Source organism: Anabaena sp. 54, from assembly GCF_017355725.1.
GTDB classification, from domain to species: Bacteria; Cyanobacteriota; Cyanobacteriia; order Cyanobacteriales; family Nostocaceae; genus Dolichospermum; species Dolichospermum heterosporum.
This window is the reverse complement of the sequence record NZ_JAAVWA010000003.1, coordinates 38,981-54,561: the sequence shown is the minus strand read 5'-3', so window position 1 is coordinate 54,561 and position 15,581 is coordinate 38,981. Positions and strand designations below refer to the sequence as shown.

General features: G+C 38.6%; 20 protein-coding genes and 1 pseudogene. 15 read left to right on the top strand and 6 right to left on the bottom strand.

The genetic code is table 11. From position 1 onward, the window contains the following. Positions 1-290: 290 nt before the first annotated feature. Positions 291-671, bottom strand: a pseudogene (locus tag HEQ36_RS04825) (alpha-amylase family glycosyl hydrolase); the annotation flags it as partial. Positions 672-928: 257 nt separating this feature from the next. Here HEQ36_RS04825 and smc point away from each other — a divergent pair. The 5 genes from smc to HEQ36_RS04800 all read left to right on the top strand — a co-directional run bounded on the left by smc (position 929) and on the right by HEQ36_RS04800 (position 6,467). Beyond that, a complete protein-coding gene (gene smc / locus HEQ36_RS04820; RefSeq protein WP_168634800.1) occupies positions 929-4,558 on the top strand; it encodes a chromosome segregation protein SMC in 3,630 nt (1,209 codons plus the stop codon). A 104-nt stretch (positions 4,559-4,662) separates the two neighbouring features. Then, positions 4,663-5,196, top strand: a complete 534-nt coding sequence (locus HEQ36_RS04815) for a HEPN family nuclease (protein ID WP_168634799.1) — start codon at positions 4,663-4,665, stop codon at positions 5,194-5,196. A 92-nt stretch (positions 5,197-5,288) separates the two neighbouring features. Further along, positions 5,289-5,642, top strand: coding sequence for a hypothetical protein (locus HEQ36_RS04810; RefSeq protein WP_168634798.1), 354 nt, complete (start codon positions 5,289-5,291; stop codon positions 5,640-5,642). Positions 5,643-5,841: 199 nt separating this feature from the next. Further along, positions 5,842-6,063 (top strand): hypothetical protein, encoded by a 222-nt coding sequence (locus HEQ36_RS04805; RefSeq protein ID WP_015080101.1) that lies wholly within the window; start codon positions 5,842-5,844, stop codon positions 6,061-6,063. Continuing rightward, entirely contained in the window at positions 6,063-6,467 is a 405-nt protein-coding gene (locus tag HEQ36_RS04800) for a type II toxin-antitoxin system VapC family toxin (RefSeq protein ID WP_168634797.1), read from the top strand. The genes HEQ36_RS04805 and HEQ36_RS04800 overlap by 1 nt, the downstream gene beginning before the upstream one ends. A 172-nt stretch (positions 6,468-6,639) precedes the next feature. On the opposite strand, the gene HEQ36_RS04795 is transcribed toward HEQ36_RS04800, so the two are convergent. Then, positions 6,640-6,828 (bottom strand): hypothetical protein, encoded by a 189-nt coding sequence (locus HEQ36_RS04795; RefSeq protein ID WP_168634796.1) that lies wholly within the window; start codon positions 6,826-6,828, stop codon positions 6,640-6,642. On the opposite strand from HEQ36_RS04795, the gene HEQ36_RS04790 reads away from it, so the two are divergent. From HEQ36_RS04790 to HEQ36_RS04765, 6 genes are all read left to right on the top strand, one after another. Then, on the top strand, positions 6,823-7,074 hold the full coding sequence (locus HEQ36_RS04790) for a UPF0175 family protein (RefSeq protein ID WP_168634795.1): 252 nt from the start codon (positions 6,823-6,825) through the stop codon (positions 7,072-7,074). The two genes, HEQ36_RS04795 and HEQ36_RS04790, sit on opposite strands and share 6 nt — an antisense overlap. Further along, positions 7,071-7,583, top strand: coding sequence for a DUF3368 domain-containing protein (locus HEQ36_RS04785; protein ID WP_168634794.1), 513 nt, complete (start codon positions 7,071-7,073; stop codon positions 7,581-7,583). Before HEQ36_RS04790 ends, HEQ36_RS04785 begins: the two co-directional genes overlap by 4 nt. A 227-nt stretch (positions 7,584-7,810) precedes the next feature. Beyond that, complete coding sequence (locus tag HEQ36_RS04780; protein ID WP_168634793.1) at positions 7,811-8,143, top strand: DUF6883 domain-containing protein; 333 nt, start codon at positions 7,811-7,813, stop codon at positions 8,141-8,143. A 17-nt stretch (positions 8,144-8,160) separates the two neighbouring features. Continuing rightward, complete coding sequence (locus HEQ36_RS04775; protein WP_168635490.1) at positions 8,161-8,406, top strand: DUF4926 domain-containing protein; 246 nt, start codon at positions 8,161-8,163, stop codon at positions 8,404-8,406. A 781-nt stretch (positions 8,407-9,187) separates the two neighbouring features. Beyond that, positions 9,188-9,424 carry a DUF433 domain-containing protein gene (locus HEQ36_RS04770; RefSeq protein ID WP_015080100.1) on the top strand — a complete coding sequence of 79 codons (237 nt, stop codon included), beginning with the start codon at positions 9,188-9,190 and terminating at the stop codon, positions 9,422-9,424. Beyond that, positions 9,421-9,771 (top strand): DUF5615 family PIN-like protein, encoded by a 351-nt coding sequence (locus HEQ36_RS04765; RefSeq protein ID WP_168634792.1) that lies wholly within the window; start codon positions 9,421-9,423, stop codon positions 9,769-9,771. The genes HEQ36_RS04770 and HEQ36_RS04765 overlap by 4 nt, the downstream gene beginning before the upstream one ends. Before the next feature lie 250 nt (positions 9,772-10,021). On the opposite strand, the gene HEQ36_RS04760 is transcribed toward HEQ36_RS04765, so the two are convergent. The 4 genes from HEQ36_RS04760 to HEQ36_RS04745 form a co-directional block, all read right to left on the bottom strand. Then, positions 10,022-10,201: a hypothetical protein gene (locus HEQ36_RS04760; RefSeq protein WP_168634791.1), complete on the bottom strand. Its 180-nt coding sequence runs from the start codon at positions 10,199-10,201 to the stop codon at positions 10,022-10,024. A 230-nt stretch (positions 10,202-10,431) separates the two neighbouring features. After that, on the bottom strand, positions 10,432-10,836 hold the full coding sequence (locus HEQ36_RS04755; protein ID WP_015080096.1) for a type II toxin-antitoxin system VapC family toxin: 405 nt from the start codon (positions 10,834-10,836) through the stop codon (positions 10,432-10,434). Between the two features lie 7 nt (positions 10,837-10,843). After that, positions 10,844-11,140: a hypothetical protein gene (locus HEQ36_RS04750; protein WP_027402408.1), complete on the bottom strand. Its 297-nt coding sequence runs from the start codon at positions 11,138-11,140 to the stop codon at positions 10,844-10,846. Positions 11,141-11,267: 127 nt separating this feature from the next. Further along, a complete protein-coding gene (locus HEQ36_RS04745) occupies positions 11,268-11,534 on the bottom strand; it encodes a hypothetical protein (protein WP_168634790.1) in 267 nt (88 codons plus the stop codon). Positions 11,535-11,546: 12 nt separating this feature from the next. On the opposite strand from HEQ36_RS04745, the gene HEQ36_RS04740 reads away from it, so the two are divergent. From HEQ36_RS04740 to HEQ36_RS04725, 4 genes are all read left to right on the top strand, one after another. Continuing rightward, positions 11,547-12,596, top strand: a complete 1,050-nt coding sequence (locus HEQ36_RS04740) for an ATP/GTP-binding protein (RefSeq protein WP_053538655.1) — start codon at positions 11,547-11,549, stop codon at positions 12,594-12,596. A 2-nt stretch (positions 12,597-12,598) separates the two neighbouring features. Beyond that, positions 12,599-13,108, top strand: a complete 510-nt coding sequence (locus HEQ36_RS04735; protein ID WP_168634789.1) for a hypothetical protein — start codon at positions 12,599-12,601, stop codon at positions 13,106-13,108. Between the two features lie 400 nt (positions 13,109-13,508). Then, positions 13,509-14,717 carry an AAA family ATPase gene (locus HEQ36_RS04730; protein WP_053538656.1) on the top strand — a complete coding sequence of 403 codons (1,209 nt, stop codon included), beginning with the start codon at positions 13,509-13,511 and terminating at the stop codon, positions 14,715-14,717. Continuing rightward, entirely contained in the window at positions 14,711-15,346 is a 636-nt protein-coding gene (locus HEQ36_RS04725; protein ID WP_168634788.1) for a DUF4276 family protein, read from the top strand. Before HEQ36_RS04730 ends, HEQ36_RS04725 begins: the two co-directional genes overlap by 7 nt. Positions 15,347-15,581: the final 235 nt, after the last annotated feature.

Sequence of the window (15,581 nt, the reverse complement as noted above, 5' to 3'; positions counted from 1 at the left end):
TAAACAGTTTTAAAGTCACTGAAACAGTGTTGCAAGTCTAAAAAGCTCTTAAAACATTGACGAAGCTAACATTACCCCAGAAATGGGAGGCTCTTCGGAGCAACACATTATGCGTACAGAGTTGGGAATTTTGAATCGGTAATTGTCCCGTTGAAAGTACATTACAAAAGTACACCGAATTTACCAACTCCAAGGCGGTAATGAAAAAATATTCAAGGCGGTTAAAACCGCACGAGTCGTTTCCCTCTCAGCACTGAAGTGTCTGAGTTTCCCACTTACCGGGTATTTTTATGATTAAATACGCCATCAAGAACTATTTTCATATTGCGGGCGTGGGCAGCATCTATTAATACTCGCAAAGCCTGATTACCCCCCAACATCGGATCAACCTGGTAATAATCATGGGTATGATAACGATGATTACTAGCAGATTGAAAAATGGGTGTAAAGTAAATTGCATTCACCCCTAAACTTTGGATATAGTCTAATTCTTCCAGCACCCCCCATAAATCACCACCTTTGTAACCTTGGAGAGTAGGTGGTGCATCCCAGGCTTCCAAATTGCTATTATTTAAGAAACTGTCACGGGAACGTTGACTTCTGGCAAATCTATCAGGAAAGATTTGATAGAAAACCGCGTGTTTAACCCAATCTGGCGTTTGAATTTCCATAAATACATCTATGAGCAACTTAACATATAGCAATTTTAAACCAGATGTAAACAACCCCCTTGTATTTCCCTCTGTGTCCTCTGTGTCTCTGTGGTTCGTTTAAAATATATTGTCGCCATACATTTAGAGTATGACCAATTAAATACCCAGAACCCACAGCATATCAATTACCAAATTTCCCCTCTTTCCTAGTCACGAAAGGATAAATAATTGGTACACTTGTTTACTTAACCTCTTTTCCAGTTAACCAGTGACTCATGGTATACGTCAAGCGCGTTGAACTTACCAATTTTAAATCCTTCGGTGGGACTACTGCTGTTCCTCTCCTACCGGGGTGTACCGTCATATCTGGTCCTAATGGTTCTGGGAAATCAAATATTCTAGATGCGTTGTTGTTTTGTTTGGGACTGGCTAGTTCTAAGGGTATGCGGGCGGAACGTTTACCGGATTTGGTGAATAATGCTCAAAAACATAAGGGGCGTTCGGCGCTGGAAGCTAGTGTAACTGTGACTTTTGATATTTCAGATATCTTACGCAGAGGCGCAGAGGCGCAGAGGGAGGAGGTGGGGGAAGTGGGGGAAGTGGGGGAAGTGGGGGAAAATCCAAAGTCTAAAATCCAAAATCCAAAATCCTCTGAGTGGAGTGTGACTCGGCGGTTGCGGGTGTCTCAGCAGGGGGGGTATACGTCGAATTATTATATTAATGGTGTGGCTTGTACTCTGTCTGAGTTACATGAGGATTTGGAGGAACTGCGGATTTATCCTGAAGGGTATAATGTAGTATTGCAGGGGGATGTGACGAGTATTATCTCGATGAATGCGCGGGAACGTCGGGAAATTATTGATGAGTTGGCTGGGGTGGCGACTTATGATCGGAAAATTGTCCAAGCTAAGTCTACTTTAGATGAGGTGAAGGATAAGGAGGATAGTTGTCGGATTATTCAAACTGAGTTAAGTGTACAATGCGATCGCCTATCTCAAGATAAGGCTAAGGCGGAAAAGTATCAATTATTGCGAATTGAATTTATCCAAAAACAATCCTGGGAAGCGGTGTTATCTTGGCGTTCTCTCCAAGCACAGCAGGAAAGGCTGGTTGCACAAGTTCAAGAGGGCGATCGCAATTTCAGTGATTTTACTACTCAGTTAAATACAACTAATTCTCAAATTGATCAAAAAACTACTGAATTAGATCAACTCAATCTCCGGGTAAAGGCTTTGGGGGAAGAGGAACTTCTTTCTGTTCAGTCTAATCTCGCTACTCAGGAAGCGGAACGGAAACAACTCCAACGTCAACAACGGGAGTTAGAAACATCTATTCAAGAATCTACAAAGCGATTAAATCAAACTTATCAAGAAATTCAACAATATCAACTTGCTTTAGAGGAAGCTAAGAAAAGTCATAATGTAGAGACGTTTCATGTAACGTCTCTACAATCAGAGCGTGACGTTGCACAACAAAATTTAGAATCCTCTCGTCAAGCTGCTGCGGAAATTGCCTCAGCTTCGGAAGCTTGGGTACAACAACAAACAGCTTTGAATCGGCAAATTGAATCTTTGTTGCATACTCTTGAACCCCAACGCACTGAACAAGCACAATTACAGGAACGGAATACTCAATTACAACAACTCATTTCTGAACAATCTCAGTTAATTGCCAGTTTAGAACCGGAATTAACCGCAAAACAAGCTGAATGTGCGCGTCTGGAAACGGAATTTAATGCTTCTACCCAACCTATTCAAAATTTAGCTGAAAATCTCGCTGCGACAGAACAAGAGTTACAAATTCAACAAGATACCCAAAAGCGACTTTTACAAGAACAACGGGACAAACAACGTCAATTAGATAAATTAGAGGCACAGACGCAAGCGCAACAGGAAATCCAAGGAACACAAGCCAGTAAAGTAATTTTACAGTCAGAAATGCCCGGTTTGTGCGGTTTGGTAGTGCAATTGGGTAAGGTTGAACATAAACATCAATTGGCATTAGAAATGGCTGCTGGTGGACGTTTAGGGCATATTGTGGTTGAAGATGATAGTGTGGCATCAGCGGGAATTGAACTGTTAAAACAAAAACGGGCAGGAAGGGCAACTTTTTTACCTTTAAATAAAATTAAAGTACCTAAGTTTACCCAAGATGCAACTCTGCGTTTAGCTGATGGTTTTGTTAATTATGCGGTAAATTTGGTAGAATGCGATCGCCGTTATCATGATGTATTTGCCTATGTTTTTGGTGCAACGGTAGTATTTGCGACTCTTGCCCAAGCTCGGAAAAATATGGGACTATATCGCATAGTCACCTTACAAGGGGAATTATTAGAAACTAGCGGAGCAATGACTGGGGGTAGTAGTAGTCAACGTTCATCTTTACGCTTTGATAACGGTGAAGCCGGGGAATCTCAGGAAGTCGCTAATTTGAAATCTCGCTTAATAGATATTGACCGGATTTTAGAACGTTGTGGAGAAGCAATTTCTAATTTAGGAACTCGCACTAAAACATTAACTTTAGAATTAACCGAAGCACGTCAAGGACGGAGAGAACAACAATTATATTTAGAACAGTTAAAGAAAGAGATTAAGAGTTTAACAACGCAGTTAGAAAATACTCGTTCTCAACTTTCCCAAAATACCCAAAAATTCACATCTGCACAATCCCGGTTAGAAATTTTAAATCGGGAATTACCAGAACAAGAAACTCAATTACAACAATTGCGACATACTTTAGCTGAGTTGGAATCTTCCCAAACCCCTAGCGAATGGCAACAAATCCAAGCTATCATTAAAACCCAAGAACAGGAATTACAACAACGGGAAACAGCGTTAAGAGATGTTCAACAACAATTAAAAAACTTAGAAAATCAACAACAGCGTTTACAAGAAAAAATAGAAGAATCTCAAACCAGAGTTATTCAATATCAACAAGAAGAAACGACAGGAAAACAGCAACAAACAACAGTTAATAGTCAAGTGGTCGAATTGAGTAATTTGATTACTGCAATGCAAGCTAATTTGCGAAAATTAGAAGAGAATTTAGGGGAAGAGAAAAAGAACCGAGATACAGCGGAAACCGAATTGCGATCGCTCTTATTGCGTCAACAACAATTACAATGGGAAATTGAGAAACTGCAAGAAACTCAACAAAAACGCCGGGAAGACTTAACAGCACTGCAAAACCAATTGCGAGATTTAGGTGCAGAATTACCCAGTCCCCTCCCAGAAGTTCCCAATAAAGTTGATTTAGAAGACTTGCAAAAAGAATTGCGGAGTTTAGGCAAACGCTTACAGGCAATGGAACCTGTAAATATGTTAGCTTTGGAAGAATACGATAAAGTCCAAGGTCGTCTTCAAGAACTCACCGAAAAATTAGAGACTTTGGAAGGGGAACGGACAGAGTTATTATTAAGAATTGAAAACTTTACCACCCTCCGTCAAAAAGCATTTAAAGAAGCCTTCGACGCAGTTAATGAGAATTTCCAATCAATTTTTGCTATCCTTTCCGATGGTGACGGTTATTTACAACTAGATAATCCCGAAGATCCTTTTAACAGTGGCTTAAACCTAGTCGCACACCCGAAAGGAAAACCCGTCCAACGGCTTGCTTCTATGTCAGGGGGAGAGAAATCCTTAACTGCATTAAGTTTTATATTTTCCCTGCAACGTTATCGTCCTTCTCCATTTTACGCCTTTGATGAAGTGGATATGTTTTTAGACGGGTCAAATGTGGAACGATTAGCAAGAATGATTAAGCAACAGGCAGAACAGGCACAGTTTATAGTTGTGAGTTTGCGCCGTCCGATGATAGAATCAGCACAGCGGACAATTGGGGTGACTCAGGCTAGAGGTGCTTATACTCAAGTTTTGGGTATTAAGTTACAATCATCTGACCATTGAATTAGTCCGCAGAATTGCGTAAGATATATAATTGTGAAGCGATCGCCTACTAGTTAGCTATCCAACTTTAAACCAACTGATTAACTATCGAGCCAAGACGCAAAATGATAACTCACGCAGATAATCTAATACTTCAGGCTTACTACACCACGGTCTTAATCGTTGAGTTAAAAAACAATGAGTTCATGGAAAGTGGCTTTTATCAAAACATGACGTTCGGGCAGCCTGTAATAAAAGAGGAACTCAAAAAGATAGGCGTTGATAACCAGGGATCAGCCTTAATGGCGCTATATGCGATGCTTGTCATTCCAAGAGAAATTCTGTATGACAATTACTCAGCAGAATACGTAAAGCTTAACGATTTCCTCAACGAGGTTGTAACCAATACGGTTACGAGCTACCCTTCCGATTCATTGAAAGTAGATTTTATTAGACATATTCGAAATTCGGTAGCGCATGCACAAGTTGAGTTTGAGCCCAATGACTATGTTCTCTTCCAAGATCGAGACGACAGGCGCGGTTATGAATTTGAAACACGGTTGCCTTTGAAATCCTTTGGTACGTTCATTGGGCGTTGTGAGGCTTTAATAGGGCGTTTTATATCTGACCGTAAAAGTGAAATAAACAATCAAGGCTAATACTAAAGAATGTGAATTAAATTTAGAGCAGACAATATTGTGATATTTTAGTTTTGAGTTGAGGGCGATCGCTTGTAGTTTGGATTTATGAAGTGCGATCGCTTGTAGGTTGGATTAATAAAGTGCGATCGCTTGTTGGTTGGATTGATAAAGTGCGATCGCTTGTAGGTTGGATTAATTCAGTGCGATCGCTTGTAGGTTGGATTAATTCAGTGCGATCGCTTGTAGGTTGGATTAATTCAGTGCGATCGCTCGTAGGTTGGATTGATAAGGTGCGATCGCTCGTAGGTTGGATTGATAAGGTGCGATCGCTCGTAGGTTGGATTTATGAAGTGCGATCGCTTGTAGTTTGGATTGATAAAGTGCGATCGCTCGTAGATTGGATTGATAAGGTGCGATCGCTCGTAGATTGGATTGATAAGGTGCGATCGTTTATAATATACTGAACAGACAACATATACAGCGGTTTCCGCTCTTATGAGGTACATCTTAGCCCCCTCATCGCTTGCGGGGAGGGGGTTGGGGGTGGGGTTTTTGTACCTCATAACACCGGGAAGTGCTGTATTAAACAACGATTCAAGTATAGGAGCTATCTATGTTGTTACAAGAACTTAAAGAACAGATATTCAAAAGAGGTAAATAGTTATGCAAAGTATGAGAGTGCGATCGCTAATTGGTAAAAATGGACTTTTACAAATTCAATTACCCGAAACAACAGAAGGAACGGAATTAGATATTATTCTTGTTTATGAATCAGCATCACCAACAAAAACAACAACAAAATTGAGTGATTTTTATGGTTGTATTCAAGATGAAACATTTATCAGACATCCACAGCCAGAACAAGCAGAAAGAGAGCTATTTTGATGATTTATCTGCTAGACACTAATGCCTGTATTATTTATCTCAAGGGCAAAAACTTTCATTTAAAACAAAAGCTGGATAATATACCGCTTTCAGAAATAGCTGTTTGTTCAGTTGTGAAGGGCGAATTATTTTACGGATCAATTCGTAGTGCTAACCCAGAGCGTAATCTGATGTTACAGCAAGAATTTTTGAGTCAATTTGTGTCTTTGCCATTTGATGATCAGTCTGCTCTAATTTTCGGAGAAATTTGCGCCCAACTTGCTGCTAACGGAACACCTATCGGGGCTTACGATTTACAAATTGCTGCTATTGCTTTAGCGAATAATTTGATCTTAGTTACACATAATACTAAAGAATTTTCACGCATTCCCCAACTACAATTAGAAGACTGGGAAATAGAGTAATTTATCTCAAAAAATCAATTAAATTAACTTAATCAAAACTTACGCAGATAAAGTTAGACTCACATTCTACACTTCTTAACATTTAGTTCATAGGTTTTACTAATCTATCTCTTGTAATCTTTTATCTGAAAGCATTATAGCTCTCAGTGCGATCGCTCATAGGTTAGATTGATCAAGTGCGATCGCTCGTAGTTTGGATTGATAAAGTGCGATCGCTTATCTGGTTCGGTTGATGAAGTGCGATAGCGAAGCGCTCCGTAGGAATCGCTTGTAGGTTAGATTGATAAAGTGCGATAGCGAAGCGCTCCGCAGGAATCGCAATTAAAATTAGAAGTGACTGTGTGAGGACAACTTGATGCAAATTACCCTGAACCTACCTGATAGCCTCAGTAAAACTGAAACTTTTAACCAGAGTGAATGGCTTCAGGAAATAGCCATTGCCCTATTCCAGCAGCAGCGGATTTCCCTCAGCCGCGCCAGCAAAATTGCTGGAATAGAGATAATGAACTTTCAAAAGCTGCTGGCAGATCGGAATATTTGTGTCCATTACGATGTGGAAGACTTTGAGCAAGATGTTCAACACCTGCGGAGTCGAGGCTGGCTATGATTGTTGTCAGTGATACTTCTGCTCTCTCGAATCTTGCCCTTGTTGATCATCTTGGGTTGCTAGAAGCTATTTACCATAAGGTTATCATTCCTGACGTGGTTGCCAGCGAATTGGTAGCCGCCAGCAATCCTACTATTTCAGCTATTCTCCAACTGGACTGGATTCAAACCCAATTCCTTAACAACTCCCAACTTGCTAACCAGCTTCAACAGGAACGCGGACTTGATGCTGGAGAAGCAAATGCTATAGCCTTGGCACTTGAGCTACAAGCCGATGATTTGCTCATTGATGAACGCTTGGGACGGCAAGAAGCTCTCCGGCTTGGGATACCTATTATTGGCATTCTGGGTATTCTGCTTGTTGCTAAACAAAGAAGTCTTATCCCTCAAGTTCAACCTGTCATGGATGCTTTGATCAACCGGGCTGGTTTTCGCATCAGTCCCCGGCTATATCAGCGGATCTTATCTCTTTCTCAAGAACCTTTACTTGTTAGTTTACCCGTAGGTTAGATTGATAAAATGCGATAGCGAAGCGCGACCTAGGAATCGTTTGTAGGTTGGATTGATAAATGGCGATAGCGAAGCGCGACCTAATAATCGCTTGTTGGGTTGTAATTAAGTAAAGTAAAGCTTCTTATGACAACAGTTTGCTATAATCAAGTTGTTGGATCGGAACAATTGTTTATTGTGGTGAATTTAGTGTGGGATAAGTTTCTAAAGTTACTGTAATCAGATACATGAAAATTCCAAATAGTGATATTGCAGTAATTGAGCCATCCAAACTAACTGAGTATTTACTGAATACTGAGCATAGGCGTGGTGGTTCAAAAGCAAAGTTATTAATCCAATTTGGCTATTCTCCTGATAACTGGCAACAATTAGAAGAAGATATCCGCAAGTTTCATTTAACCGTAGAGGTTAATGTAGTCAAAGAAACTCCGTATGGTATCAGATATGAAATCAGCACCAATTTACTAACTCCTATCAACAGATTGCTTCTTATTAAGACAGTCTGGCAAATAGATACTGGCACAGACTTTCCTCGTTTGATCACCTTAGTTCCCGATTAACAACATTGGAGGCTGCGATGAATTTTCCCCTTTATTCAGACATAATTTTACTGCATGATCTTCCTGGAGAAGGTTTATACGCTGGTGATGTTGGAACTATAGTTGAGCAACATCATGTAATTGGGCTAGAAACAGGCTACAGTGTCGAGTTTTTTAATATGCTTGGTAATACTGTAGCAATAGCAACATTGTCAGCAAGCTCACTTCGTTTGCCTAATAACGCTGATAGACCCGCAGTAAGACCTATGGCTATTTCTGCATAAAGAGATCTAATAATTGATAAAGTGCGATAGCGAAGCGCGACCTAGGAATCGCTTGTAGTTTGGATTGATAAAGTGCGATAGCGAAGCGCTCCGCAGGAATCGCTTGTAGGTTGAATTGACCAAGTGCGATCGCTCATAGGTTAGATTGATAAAGTGCGATAGCGAAGCGCGACCTAGGAATCGCTTGTAGGTTGGATTGATAAAGTGCGATAGCGAAGCGCGACCTAGGAATCGCGCAACGCTGACTTTCAGTTCGCTTTTTTCTATTGTCATAGAACTCGAAAAATCAAGTACAATTAATTTAGCGCCAACATAACATCTAATATCGTCAGTAACTCAGCCCTAAAGGGACTGAGCTTGTAAGAAATTGCAAGTTGTACTGACCAGTCTAAGTCTTCACTGACTACGTTTTTTGAGTCACGACACCCACCGAATGCGTAGCTAGTTCCCTGCTCTGTCATTTGCAATTAAACAGTTTTAAAGTCACTGAAACAGTGTTGCAAGTCTAAAAAGCTCTTAAAACATTGACGAAGCTAACATTACCCCAGAAATGGGAGGCTCTTCGGAGCAACACATTATGCGTACAGAGTTGGGAATTTTGAATCGGTAATTGTCCCGTTGAAAGTACATTACAAAAGTACACCGAATTTACCAACTCCAAGGCGGTAATGAAAAAATATTCAAGGCGGTTAAAACCGTGGTCAGTGAGCTTGTCGAACTGCACGAGTCGTTTCCCTCTCAGCACTGAAGTGTCTGAGTTTCCCACTTACCGGGTATTTTTATGAATAACCTTCTATTAAATAGAATAACAATTAACCATGATATTTGTCATGGTAAACCCTGTATTCGCGGATTGCGCTATCCGGTGGAAATGATCTTAGAACTTTTGAGTTCAGGCATGAATATTGATGATATTTTAGAAGATTATGATGATTTAGAATACGAAGACATTTTAGCAGTTCTCAGCTTTGCTACTCGACTCACTCAAGTTAAAAGTATTCTCCAATTAGTTTCATGAAATTTTTGATTGATGCTCAATTACCAATGCGAATTGTCAATTTATTAGAGAACTTAGGTTGTGATGTTATACATACCAAAAATCTTCCTTTAAAAAATGCAACTCCAGATTCGGAAATCAACAAACTATCAATCCTGGAACAGAGAATTGTTATTACCAAAGATAAAGATTTTTTAGATTCTTTTTTAATCAAACAAGAGCCTTACAAACTACTACTAATAACCACAGGTAATATTAGTCACAAACAAATTGAACAACTTTTTCTACAAAATATTACTCAAATAATCGAATTGTTTTTGACCTATGATTTTTTAGAAATGACTAGAGATAGTTTGATTATTCATTAGTGCGAGTTCGCCTGTTGGGGAAGCGTAATCAGCGATCGCTTGTAGGTTGGATTGATAAAGTGCGTAAGCGTTGCGCTCCGCAGGAATCGCTTGTAGGTTGGATTGATAAATTGCGATAGCGAAGCGCTCCGCAGGAATCGCTCGTAGGTTAGATTGATAAAGTGCGATAGCGAAGCGCTCCGCAGGAATCGTTTGTAGATTGGATTGATAAAGTGCGTAAGCGTTGCGCTCCGCAGGAATCGCTTGTAGGTTAGATTGATAAAGTGCGTAAGCGTTGCGCTCCGCAGGAATCGCTTGTCGGTTGGATTGATAAAGTGCGATAGCGAAGCGCTCCGTAGGAATCGCTCGTAGGTTGAATTGATAAAGTGCGATCGCTTTTAGTTTGGATTGATAAAGTGCGATAGCGAAGCGCTCCGTAGGAATCGCTCACAGGTTAGATTGATAAAGTGCGAGTTCGCCACTTAGAGACTTCCAAGAAATAAATTATCCTAAGAAACGAACCACAGAGGCACAGAGTACACAGAGAGAGAATTTCTGCATCAGTTTTGGGACATTTTTTTATTTGGAAGTCTCTTACACCCTGACCAAATGCGAAAAACCCAATAACAGCTTAACCAAACCTACAGTTTTAAATACATCAGCCAAAAAATAATTTAATCATCATAATTCTACCCAATTCTCTAAACTTAAACCCTCAACTCTGGCCAAATCACTATCATTAGAAACCACAATTAAATCTTTAAGAATAGCAGTAGCAGCGATTAAAACATCTTCAGTTTGAATTGGTACACCCCTTAATCTCAAATTAGCATGAATTTGAGCAGCTTTTTCTAAAATTGCTAAATCATCTAAGAAAATAATCGGATATTCTTGACAAAATTCCTCAAATCTTGCTCTTTGTTTTGGTGCATCAACCGCTAAAAAACCTCGCCTAATTTCAAAATAGGTGATACAACTAATAAAAATCTTTTCTTCCTTAGACTCACTAATTGTAATCTTGTGAAGAATTTGGGAATTTTGTTTGAGTGCTAAAGAAACAATATTAGTATCTAATAAATAATTCATAAATTTTCTATTTTCTTTTAACTGCATCATCAAAAATTGCCATTTGTTCAGGAGTAAAATCCTCTCCTATTTTAGCCAAAAGGTGTAGAGCCATGATACCACTACAACGCTTTTTAAGACTTTCTTCTGATATCTGACTAAATTCTTCTAAAGAAAAGTTTTCTTTAAATACTTTTACTAAATCTTGAACCATTTTCGTATAATTTAGATCCTCTTTAAATAAAGGACGTTCTTCCATTAAAATAGCAACAACATTCTCAATTCTCTTAATTATTGATTCTTGTTTCATATCAGTTGATAACATAATTATTACCTCACTAAATAGTCTTTATGTCCATTATATCAAGTTTGTGAACTTTTGGGAATTATTTATACTAACACTTTTAAATCACCAATGAGTCCCCAAAAGTTTGTAGCGACTGTTTTGAATGTCAAGCGATAGCGAAGCACTCCGCAGGAATCGCTCGTAGGTTAGATTGATAAAGTGCGATAGCGAAGCGCGACCTAGGAATCGCTTGTAGGTTAGATTGATAAAGTGCGATAGCGAAGCGCGACCTAGGAATCGCTTGTAGGTTAGATTGACCAAGTGCGATAGCGAAGCGCGACCTAGGAATCGCTTGTAGGTTAGGTTGACCAAGTGCGATTGCTTGTTGGTTGATATAATCTGTGCGATTAGTACAGAATATTAGTGTAAACATTTAAAATAATCTATGCTAAATAATCTAAATATTAAAAACTTCACAGTTTTTCCTAGTGCAAATCTCCAATTCTCTAAACATCTGAATGTAATAGTTGGAGAAAACGGATCGGGTAAGACACATCTTCTTAAAGTTGCTTATTCAGCGCTTGCAACCAGTTGGGAAGAAAGCCGCAAACCAACAAGTAGTACACCAACAAAAGCTTTAATGCAAACTCGTCTAGCAGACAAGCTTATCAATGTTTTTCGTCCAGAATCTCTTGGGCGACTCGCTAGAAGAAAGCAAGGACGTGAGAGATGTGACATTAAACTCTTGTTTGAAGATAAAAAGTTCAATTTTGAATTTAGCTTTTCTACGAATAGTAAAACAGAAGTGCTTATAGAGCAAGTTCCAAAGGGTTGGCTTGACACTTCACCAGCTTATATCCCAACTCGTGAATTGCTGAGTATTTTTCCAAACTTTATTTCCGTTTACGAAGGCCATTACCTTGAATTTGAAGAGACTTGGCGAGACACTTGTATACTTCTAGGCTATCCTTTGCAGAGAGGGACTAAGGAGAAAAGAATTCAAGAATTGTTAGCTCCGCTTGAAACATCAATGGGTGGCTCAATCGAGCTAGATAAGAATGGACGCTTTTATTTGAAGAATGAGCGCGGTCGCTTTGAGATGCCACTTATTGCAGAAGGCCAGCGTAAATTAGCAATGCTGGCGCGTTTAATTGCAACTGGGGTATTAATGGACAAAGGTTTTCTATTTTGGGATGAGCCTGAAGCAAATCTCAATCCACTTCTGATAAAACAAGTAGCTCAAAGCATTGTGAGCCTAAGTAAAATAGGGATTCAAGTATTTATTGCCACTCATAGTTTATTCCTGTTGCGTGAGCTTGAAATATTAATGACTGATCAGCAAAATATTGAACTCAACTCACGATTCTTTGGTTTGCACTTTTCAGATGACGGTGTTGTAGTCAACCAAGGAGATACGATTGACGAAATTGGCGATATTACAACACTGGACGAAGAGCTTGCTCAATCTGATCGCTTTATCAGTAGTGGGGTTTGAGTGTGATAAACATCCAGGTTGATAGCTTGATATTTACCTTTCCCGATTCATGGAAAGTTTGCAAGTACGATGAATGGGCTTTTTATCGTCACCAGTTCTCTAAGATGTCGCCTGGAATTAAAGCAGTTGATCTTCTCGCAATTGAGAGTCAGGTGATATGGTTAATTGAAGCCAAGGACTATAGACAGCATCCTCGGACTAAAACCATAGATTTAGCAGATGAAGTAGTGCAAAAAGTCTTGTATACCCTTGCGGCTATGTTACCTGCCAAGATTCACGCATCAGACATATCCGAAAGTAATTTTGCTGGGGAAATTTTGAAAGGGCAACAGTTGCGTGTTGTTTTGCATCTTGAGCAACCAGTAAAAACTTCAAAGTTATTTCCACGTGCTATTGACCCTTCAAAGGTACAGCTTAAATTGAGAAGTCTAATCAAACCAATTGATCCGCATCCAAAAGTCGTTGAGTCTAACCAGATGCAAGGGTTAAAGTGGACAGTGACGGAACTATGAATACTTAATTTTAATCTCCGCGTCTAATCTAAATAGATGGTAATGGCTAACACTGTTTTGGTACGAACCGCAAAGACTGTTTCTTAGATTCCCAAAAGGCTTTTGTCAGTTTGCCATTTACACCTTGACTAAGTGTGATAGCGAAGCGCTCCGTAGGAATCGCTCACAGGTTAAATTGATAAAGTGCGATAGCGAAGCGCTCCGTAGGAATCGCTTGTTGGGTGGTGTTAGTGCGATCGTTTGTAGGTTAGATTGATAAAGTGCGATCGCCAATTGATTTTAAGTTTAATCAGCGAACTGACAAGTCAGCGATTGCGCGATCGCAAAACATAAATAATTGTGTATTCCTTACCCAAAATATTAGCAACAATATAGTTTTATTTAATATTAGGAGAAGTAAATGGAAGGTAAAAGATTTATTCATAAAATCAAATTACAAAACTTTCTTTCTTATGGAAGTGAAGGTGAAGAAATTGAATTACAACCGCTAAATGTGTTAATTGGTGCTAATACATCTGGGAAATCTAATTTAATTGAAGCTATTGGAATTTTAAAAGCAACACCGACAGATTTACCTGTGCCTTTTCGTAAAAGTGGAGGTATTAATGAGTTTTTATGGAAAGGTAACAAAGATACTCCGATAGCAGAAATTAAAATTACTGTTGATTATCCTCAAAAATCAGAGTCACTTTTACTTGATTATACGCTTAGTTTTACCACATATGATCAAAAATTTGATTTAGTAGATGAATTTATCGAACCAGAAACGGCAAAAGAAGGTTTTCAATTTTATTATCTTAACAATTATAATGGATTTCGTTCTTTTACAGTAAGAGATAAAGATCCATTGTCAGGACAGGAAAGACGAAGTGAACAACTTTTGGAACTACATTCAATTAAATCAGATCAATCAGTTTTATCTGAAATAAAAGATCCAAGTAGATATCCAGAAATTTCCTATCTAAGTACGGAGTTTTCTAAAATTAGTTTATATCGTTCCTGGCAAATGGGACGAGATTCAGAACTAAGAAAAGCTCAAAAAGCTGATTTACCCCAACATCCTTTATTAGAAGATGGCAGTAATTTTGGTTTATTTATAAAAGATTTACAATACAAAGGATTAAGTAGAAAACTTATTGAATATCTCAAAAAATTTTATGAAACAGCAGAAGACTTAGATGTAAGAATATATGGTGGTACAGTACAACTATTTATTCGGGAAGAAGATGTAATTCAACCAATTTCTGCAACTCGTTTATCTGATGGAACATTGCGATATTTGTTTTTAATGGCGTTACTTTTAGATCCTACTCCACCACCACTAATTTGTATTGAAGAACCGGAGTTAGGTTTACATCCAGATATTTTACCGACTATTGCAGAATTATTAATAGAAGCATCTCAGAGAACTCAATTAATTGTCACAACTCATTCTGATGCTTTGGTTTCTGCGTTGAGTGAATATCCTGAATCTGTCGTAGTTTGTGAAAGAGATAATACAGGAACTCATTTAAGGAGACTTAAACCAGATAAACTCAAAGACTGGTTAGAAAATTATACTTTAGGTGATTTGTGGCGGATGGGTGAAATAGGTGGAAACAGATGGTAAAAGAGATTAGAATTTATATAAAAGGTGGTGGAGATTCCAAAAATCAGAGATCTTCACTTAGAAAAGGATTTAGTAAGTTTTTTTTAAAATTAGTAAAGGAAGCAACAACCAAAAACATTAAATGGAATATCATTATGTGTGGTACTCGGAATAATGCTTTCCGTGATTTCAAAAATGCTTTAAAATCTCATCCTGATGCTTTTAATGTATTATTAGTTGATGCTGAAGCACCTGTAAATAAAAAATCTCCTTGGGAACATTTAAAATTTAGAGATAATTGGGATAAACCAACAGAAGTTGATGATGATAATTGTCATTTAATGGTACAAACAATGGAAGCTTGGTTTATTGCTGATTTTGCAACGCTGAAAAAATTTTATGGCCAAGGTTTTAAAGAAAATGCTATTCCCAAAAATGCTAATGTGGAAACTATTGCAAAAGATAATTTAGAACCTACTCTCAAAACTGCGACTGGTAGAACTACTAAGGGAGAATATCACAAAATAAAACACGCCTCTGAACTATTAGAATCATTAGATGTAACTCAGGTTCGTCAAGCTTCTCCTTATTGCGATCGCTTATTTAATACTCTAAAATCAAGAATTGAATATTTACAGGATGAATCATAACCTAGTAATTGCTCCTCTTGTGCGATAGCGAAGCGCGACCTAGGAATCGCTCATAGGTTAGATTGATAAAGTGCGATTGCTTGTTGGGTGGTGTTAGGAAGTGCGATAGCGAAGCGCGACCTAGGAATCGCTTGTAGGTGGATTGATAAGGTGCGATAGCGAAGCGCGACCTAGGAATCGCTCAAATTAGACTTATAAAGCAAGATCGTTTATAATATACTGAATAGACAACATT

Coding starts and splice junctions, on each gene's coding strand:
- smc (WP_168634800.1), top strand. CDS start 929: ATGGTATACGTCAAGCGCGTTGAACTTACCAATTTTAAATCCTTCGGT.
- HEQ36_RS04815 (WP_168634799.1), top strand. CDS start 4,663: ATGATAACTCACGCAGATAATCTAATACTTCAGGCTTACTACACCACG.
- HEQ36_RS04805 (WP_015080101.1), top strand. CDS start 5,842: ATGCAAAGTATGAGAGTGCGATCGCTAATTGGTAAAAATGGACTTTTA.
- HEQ36_RS04800 (WP_168634797.1), top strand. CDS start 6,063: ATGATTTATCTGCTAGACACTAATGCCTGTATTATTTATCTCAAGGGC.
- HEQ36_RS04790 (WP_168634795.1), top strand. CDS start 6,823: ATGCAAATTACCCTGAACCTACCTGATAGCCTCAGTAAAACTGAAACT.
- HEQ36_RS04785 (WP_168634794.1), top strand. CDS start 7,071: ATGATTGTTGTCAGTGATACTTCTGCTCTCTCGAATCTTGCCCTTGTT.
- HEQ36_RS04780 (WP_168634793.1), top strand. CDS start 7,811: ATGAAAATTCCAAATAGTGATATTGCAGTAATTGAGCCATCCAAACTA.
- HEQ36_RS04775 (WP_168635490.1), top strand. CDS start 8,161: ATGAATTTTCCCCTTTATTCAGACATAATTTTACTGCATGATCTTCCT.
- HEQ36_RS04770 (WP_015080100.1), top strand. CDS start 9,188: ATGAATAACCTTCTATTAAATAGAATAACAATTAACCATGATATTTGT.
- HEQ36_RS04765 (WP_168634792.1), top strand. CDS start 9,421: ATGAAATTTTTGATTGATGCTCAATTACCAATGCGAATTGTCAATTTA.
- HEQ36_RS04755 (WP_015080096.1), bottom strand. CDS start 10,836: ATGAATTATTTATTAGATACTAATATTGTTTCTTTAGCACTCAAACAA.
- HEQ36_RS04750 (WP_027402408.1), bottom strand. CDS start 11,140: ATGTTATCAACTGATATGAAACAAGAATCAATAATTAAGAGAATTGAG.
- HEQ36_RS04745 (WP_168634790.1), bottom strand. CDS start 11,534: ATGTTTACACTAATATTCTGTACTAATCGCACAGATTATATCAACCAA.
- HEQ36_RS04740 (WP_053538655.1), top strand. CDS start 11,547: ATGCTAAATAATCTAAATATTAAAAACTTCACAGTTTTTCCTAGTGCA.
- HEQ36_RS04730 (WP_053538656.1), top strand. CDS start 13,509: ATGGAAGGTAAAAGATTTATTCATAAAATCAAATTACAAAACTTTCTT.
- HEQ36_RS04725 (WP_168634788.1), top strand. CDS start 14,711: ATGGTAAAAGAGATTAGAATTTATATAAAAGGTGGTGGAGATTCCAAA.